The sequence below is a fragment of the Streptomyces hainanensis genome, assembly GCF_004348415.1.
Taxonomy (GTDB): Bacteria; Actinomycetota; Actinomycetes; order Streptomycetales; family Streptomycetaceae; genus Streptomyces; species Streptomyces hainanensis.
In genome coordinates this window covers 1-5904 of the sequence record NZ_SMKI01000467.1, presented here as the reverse complement: position 1 = coordinate 5904, position 5904 = coordinate 1, and the positions used below count along the sequence as shown (strand labels likewise).

4 protein-coding genes and 1 pseudogene are annotated in these 5904 nt (G+C 71.6%); all 5 read right to left on the bottom strand.

Annotated features, from left to right (window positions below):
* Window positions 1-926, bottom strand: a pseudogene (locus E1283_RS30255) (DUF6531 domain-containing protein); the annotation flags it as partial.
* A 244-nt stretch (window positions 927-1170) separates the two neighbouring features.
* On the bottom strand, window positions 1171-1410 hold the full coding sequence (locus tag E1283_RS30250; protein ID WP_132821362.1) for a hypothetical protein: 240 nt from the start codon (window positions 1408-1410) through the stop codon (window positions 1171-1173).
* A gap of 41 nt (window positions 1411-1451) precedes the next feature.
* Window positions 1452-1679 (bottom strand): hypothetical protein, encoded by a 228-nt coding sequence (locus tag E1283_RS30245; protein WP_243745207.1) that lies wholly within the window; start codon window positions 1677-1679, stop codon window positions 1452-1454.
* A 155-nt stretch (window positions 1680-1834) separates the two neighbouring features.
* On the bottom strand, window positions 1835-3037 hold the full coding sequence (locus tag E1283_RS30240; RefSeq protein ID WP_132821361.1) for a helix-turn-helix domain-containing protein: 1203 nt from the start codon (window positions 3035-3037) through the stop codon (window positions 1835-1837).
* A gap of 163 nt (window positions 3038-3200) precedes the next feature.
* Window positions 3201-5867, bottom strand: a complete 2667-nt coding sequence (gene ppdK / locus E1283_RS30235; RefSeq protein WP_132821364.1) for a pyruvate, phosphate dikinase — start codon at window positions 5865-5867, stop codon at window positions 3201-3203.
* Window positions 5868-5904 lie beyond the last annotated feature (37 nt).

The window sequence follows — 5904 nt, the reverse complement described above, 5'->3', positions numbered from 1 at the left end:
CGACGGACGCTCTGCCCCAGCCCCCGCATCCCCTGCCGCAGACCACGCATACCGGTGGTCGCGAGGGACCGCATCCCCCGCGCCAACCCACCCAGCGTGGTGAGGCCCTTCATGCCCGGGATGCAGTCCAACGCCGCGAACGCCACATCCCACAACGACGCCCGACCGTTGGCATAGTCGTAGAGGGTGTCGGCGAGGACGACGAGGGCGGCGGCCAGCACCACCCAGGCGAGGGGGCCGCCGATGATCAGGACGACGATGCCGAGGACGGCGACGACGACCTTGCATATCTCGACGATGGTGTCCCAGTTCTCGGACACCCAGTTGATGGCGTCCTCCCACCAACGCCGGTTCTGAATACCGGCGTCGGACGCCTCGTCGATGTCGGACGCGCAGGCTCGGGCGGCGTCCTCCCGCATCTCCTTGGCCTGCCGCGCCAGTTCACGCGCCGCCGACAGCGCCTCCTCGGCCGAGTCCACCTGCCCCTGGGCATCGGAGGCCGCCTGACCGGCGGCCGTCGCGTCCCGCGTCGCCGCCCGGACATCCGCCTCCGACGGCGGCTCCACGTTCTCCCGCTCGCCCTCACGCTCCAGCCGATCCGCCTCGTCACCCGCCCGCGACACCCAGTCCTGCGCGTCCGACAACGCGCCCTGCGCCGAGGTCAGATCGGCCTGCGCGGCGATCGCCCGATCCAACGCCCGGTCGGCCATGCCCTGGGCGGTCTCCAGCTTCGGCCAGTACGTCCCGAGGGCCTGGGCCGCCATGTCGTAGGACGTCTGGAGCTTCTGGAGATTGGGCGGCACCCCGTCGAACTCCGAACGGAACGCCTCCGCCGACAACCCGGCCCAGTCGAGGACGGCCCGGTCCTCCGACATGCCACGGACCTGCCCCAGCGCCTCGCCCACGTCATCTGCGAACGTCTGCAACTCATCAGCCAGAGAACGGACTTCATCCGGATCACCCGGCGTCGGGTCCGAGTCCATGTCGACCGGCGACCAGTCAGACGGACGCACCATGGTTCCCCCCGTGGTGTTCGAGCAATGTACGGCTGCTGACGATACGCCAAACATCACGTCACACCGGGTTCACACTGTCACCGTTGTGCGACAGCCCTCTGTCGGCTGTCCGTTCCGAAGGCGAACGCCGTCGAAGGCACCCCGGGCGGCCGCGTCACCGGACGACCACCGCCACGGTGAGGACGATGACGAGCACGCATCCGGCCACGACCTGCGCCACCGCGTCGGAGGCCCACCGGCGCCGCCGCCGGTGGGCCGGTCGCGGGCGCGCGACCGTGACGACGGCCGAGCGGGGCAGGGCCAGCAACTCGCCGGAGGCGAACCGCAGGCGTGAGCCGTTGTGCAGCCGTTCGACGATCGTCACGACGCAGCGGCGACCGCCGACAGTGATCACGTCCCCGGGCCTGACCGCTTCCACGCGGTGCCGGCGGCGCCTCATCGCCCCTCCCAGGACCGGCGGTTGGCCTCGGCGACGAACGGCCGCAGTATCTCGCCGACGCTGACCGGCTCGACGTCCTCCTGGCGGACGTCCCACTCACGCCCACCGCCGACGGGCCGCAGCCAGACCCGGCCGGCCTGCCGGTCCACGACCCGGCCGATCTCGCCGCGCGACGTGTCGCGCGCCAGGAAGCCCACCTCGGGCACGTTGTCAGGAGGCACCACGCGTCAATCTCCCCAGGGTTGAGGACCACGCCCCCGGACGTCCCAGCGTCCGGGGCCTTACTGGTCCCCAACCCTGCCCGCCGACAAGGGCTCTGGCTTTGACGCGTTGACATTGCCAGAGCCGGCGAAGCGGTTGACGGAAGGTGATTGACGTGTTACACACCGCTCCACATGGCGAACTCCCGCAGTTCCTCGGTCGGTTTCGCTGGCGCGCGGAGCAGTGTGCCGACGGTCTCGTGGACGTGCGGGTGGTAGCGGGTCAGTTGGGGCGCGGTCGTGCGCGCCTTCCGTAGCGACTTCAGCGCGTCCCCGTGGTGGGCCGTCCACCCCTGCGCCCGCGCCGTCCTGATCATGAAGTGGGCGGCGAGGGAAGGCGGGCAGTGCTCGGGGAGCCGCATCTGGGAGGCCAGCCGCAGTGCCGCCGCGTGGTTATTGCGATCGTTCTCCGCGTCCATCTGGATGAGCGCCACGGAGAACGGGCCGGACATCAGCGAGTAGTGGTGCGCGTCGCCGACCTGATCGGCCACCTCCTGGGCCTGGCCGAGCCAGTTCTCCGCGCCGCTGCTGTCCCGCTGTTGGAGCGCGAAGCGAGCGGCACGCAGGCAGAGAGCCCCGCGCACCGTTCTGACCCCCGCGCTCCCGTCGTCGTCGAGGTCACGCAGCGCCACCCGCATCAGCGCGACTCCCCGGTCCGGCCGCGAACTCTGCGCGTGCGTCATGGCGGACCGCTCCATGCGTTCGATCGCCACCTGTGCCGGGTCGCCGCTGTGCGGTGCCGCCATGGCCATGCGTGACAGCGCGAGCCGCGCCAGGTCGATGAAGCCGAGCCGGTAGGCCATGATCGCGGCCGTGCGCGCGAGTTCGGCCTGGAGCGCGTGCGCGCGTTCGCGCCGGGCACCGGGCGTCGCGTGGGTCAGCGCCAGCGCCGCCGCCTCGACGATCAGGGCGGGCAGGTCTTCGGCGATCTCGACGAACTCGGTGCTCAGCCGGAGGTCGACGATCCGGTCGACGTCGGCCGCCAGCGCGTCCAGCGAGCGGAGCGGCACGTCGTCGGCCGGGATGTCCCAGCTGTCCAGCGCGCTGGAGATCGGGGTGAGCAGCGCGTCGAACCTGTCCTGCTGGAGCATGTGGATATAGGGCTGGCCGTGCAGGACCGAGAGCGTCACGCCCAACGCCCGGGCGATGCCCGCCTCCACCGCCGAGCTGAGGGCACGACTGCCGGTCTCGATGCGCGACAGCTGGCTGGTCGACACATGGGCCCGGCGGCCGAGTTCGGTGAGTGAGAAGCCCCGTATGGTGCGGAACTCCTTGATCCTGGCGCCAATGCCTCCTGGGGTGATGGGGGTGGGGTCGGGCATCCTGCCTCCCGTGTTCGGACCGTTACGCCCAGAGTACGACTCGCGCGCTCGGCGCGTGAACGGTCGGTCACAGAAGACGAAAAACGGGGGCGGCGCCCCGCACAGGCGCCGCCCCCGAGGGTTCCCCGCCCGCCAGGGCGGGGGCTACCACCGGTGAGGGTTGTCAGGGAGTGGTGGTGGCCCCCGCCGTGGCGGCCCGACCAGCTTCCAGCCGGGCCACGGGGATGCGGAACGGTGAGCAGGACACGTAGTCCAGGCCCACCTCATGGAAGAAGTGCACCGACTCGGGGTCGCCGCCGTGTTCGCCGCAGACACCGAGCTTGAGGTCGGGGCGTGCTGCCCGGCCCGCGGTCACGGCGGCCCTGACCAGCGAGCCGACTCCGTCGGCGTCGATGGTCTCGAACGGGGAGACTCCGAAGATGCCCTTTTCCAAGTAGGCGGTGAAGAAACTCGCTTCGACGTCGTCGCGCGAGAAGCCCCACACCGTCTGGGTCAGATCGTTGGTGCCGAAGGAGAAGAAGTCGGCGGACCCGGCGATCTGACCGGCCGTCAGTGCGGCGCGCGGCAGCTCGATCATGGTGCCGAGGGGGATCGACAGGGCCGCGCCGGTGACGCGTTCGACGTCGGCGATGACGGCCTCGGCCTCGTCGCGGACGATCTCCAGCTCCTGCACGGTCCCGACCAGCGGGATCATGATCTCGGGGCGCGGGTTGCCGCCGGCGGCGCGGCGGGCCGCCGCGGCCTCGGCGATCGCGCGGACCTGCATGGTGAACAGACCGGGGACGACCAGCCCGAGACGGACGCCGCGCAGGCCGAGCATCGGGTTCTGTTCGTGCAGGCGCCGCACGGCGGTCAACAGCCGGGTGTCGCGCTCGTCATGCTCAAGGGCCACCCGCACCGACAGGTCGGTGAGGTCCGGCAGGAACTCGTGGAGCGGCGGGTCGAGCAGCCGGACGGTCACCGGGAGGCCGTCCATCGCCTCGAACAGCTCGGTGAAGTCGCCGCGTTGGAGCGGGAGGAGCGCGTCCAGCGCCGCCTCGCGCTCCGCTTCGCCGTCGGCGAGGATCAGCCGCTCGACGAGTTCGCGGCGGTCGCCGAGGAACATGTGCTCGGTGCGGCACAGGCCGACGCCCTCGCCGCCGAACCTGCGGGCCCGGGCGGCGTCTTCGGCGGTGTCGGCGTTGGCGCGGACGCCCAGGTGCCGTTCCCGGTCGGCGAGCGTCATGAGGCGGTGGACGGCGGCGACCAGGTCGTCGGCGTCGGGGGCGGCCGTGCCCTCGAAGTACTCCACGACGGAGGACGGGACGACGGGTACCTCGCCGGCGTAGACGCGGCCGCTGGCGCCGTCGATGGAGAGGACGTCGCCCTCGCCGATCACCGTGCCGTCGGCGGTGGTGAGGCGGCGGGCGGCCACGTCGACCTGGAGTTCCTCGGCGCCGCAGACGCAGGTCTTGCCCATGCCGCGGGCGACGACGGCGGCGTGCGAGGTCTTGCCGCCGCGCGACGTGAGGATGCCCTGCGCGGCGATCATGCCGTCGAGGTCGTCGGGGTTGGTCTCGCGGCGGACGAGGATGACGCGCTCGCCGGCCGCCGCGCGGGCGACGGCGGTGGCCGAGTCGAACACGGCGGCGCCGGACGCCGCGCCCGGCGAGGCCGCGATGCCGGTGCCGATCGGCGTGTGCTCGGACTCGGTGCTGAACCGGGGGAACATCAGCTGCGCCAACTGCCCGCCGGTGACGCGGCGCAGCGCCTCCCGCTCGTCGATCAGGCCCTGGTCGAGGAGTTGGACGGCGATCCGGAACGCGGCGGCCGCGGTGCGCTTGCCGACCCGGGTCTGGAGCATCCAGAGCTTGCCGCGCTCGATGGTGAACTCGATGTCGCAGAGGTCGAGGTAGTGGTTCTCCAACACCTCCATGATGCGCAGGAGTTCCGCGTAGGAGGCGGCGTCGAGGCGTTCGAGTTCGGCGAGCGGCACGGTGTTGCGGATGCCGGCGACGACGTCCTCGCCCTGGGCGTTGGCGAGGTAGTCGCCGTAGACGCCCTGGTGGCCGCTGGCCGGGTCGCGGGTGAAGGCGACGCCGGTGCCGGAGTCGGGGCCGAGGTTGCCGAAGACCATGGCGCACACGCTGACGGCGGTGCCGAGGTCGTTGGGGATGCGCTCCTGGCGGCGGTAGAGGCGGGCGCGTTCGCCGTTCCACGACGCGAAGACGGCGCGGACGGCGAGGTCCATCTGCTCGCGCGGGTCCTGGGGGAAGCCGCGGCCGGTGGCGGCGACCACGATCTCCTTGAACTCGGCGACGAGGGCGCGGAGTCGGTCGGCGGTGAGCTCGACGTCGGTGGCGACGCCGGCGGTTCGGCGGGCCTCGTCGATGCGGTCCTCGAACAGGCCGCCGTCGATGCCGAGCACGGTCCTGCCGAACATCTGGATGAGCCGACGGTAGGAGTCCCAGGCGAAGCGCTCGTCACCGGCCTGGGCGGCGAGGGCGCCGACCGACTCGTCGGTGAGGCCGATGTTGAGGACCGTGTCCATCATGCCCGGCATGGAGAACTTGGCGCCGGAGCGGACGGAGACCAGCAGCGGGTCGTCACCCTGCCCGAGCCGGCGCCCCATGCGGCGCTCCAGCGCGTCGAGATGCGCACTCACCTCGTCGTGGAGCGTGTCGGGTTCGTCGCCGGTGAGGAGGAAGGCCCGGCAGGCGTCGGTGGTGATGGTGAACCCCGGCGGCACGGGGAGGCCCAGCCTGGTCATCTCGGCGAGGTTGGCGCCCTTGCCGCCCAGCAGGTCCTTGAGGTCCTTGTTGCCCTCGGTGAAGTCGTAGACGAACTTCACCGTGGTGGCGGGGGCTATGAGGGGAGGGGTGATGAGC

What these genes read in the sequence shown, in the direction of transcription:
- E1283_RS30240 (WP_132821361.1), bottom strand. Translation starts at nt 3,037, where the DNA reads ATGCCCGACCCCACCCCCATCACCCCAGGAGGCATTGGCGCCAGGATC.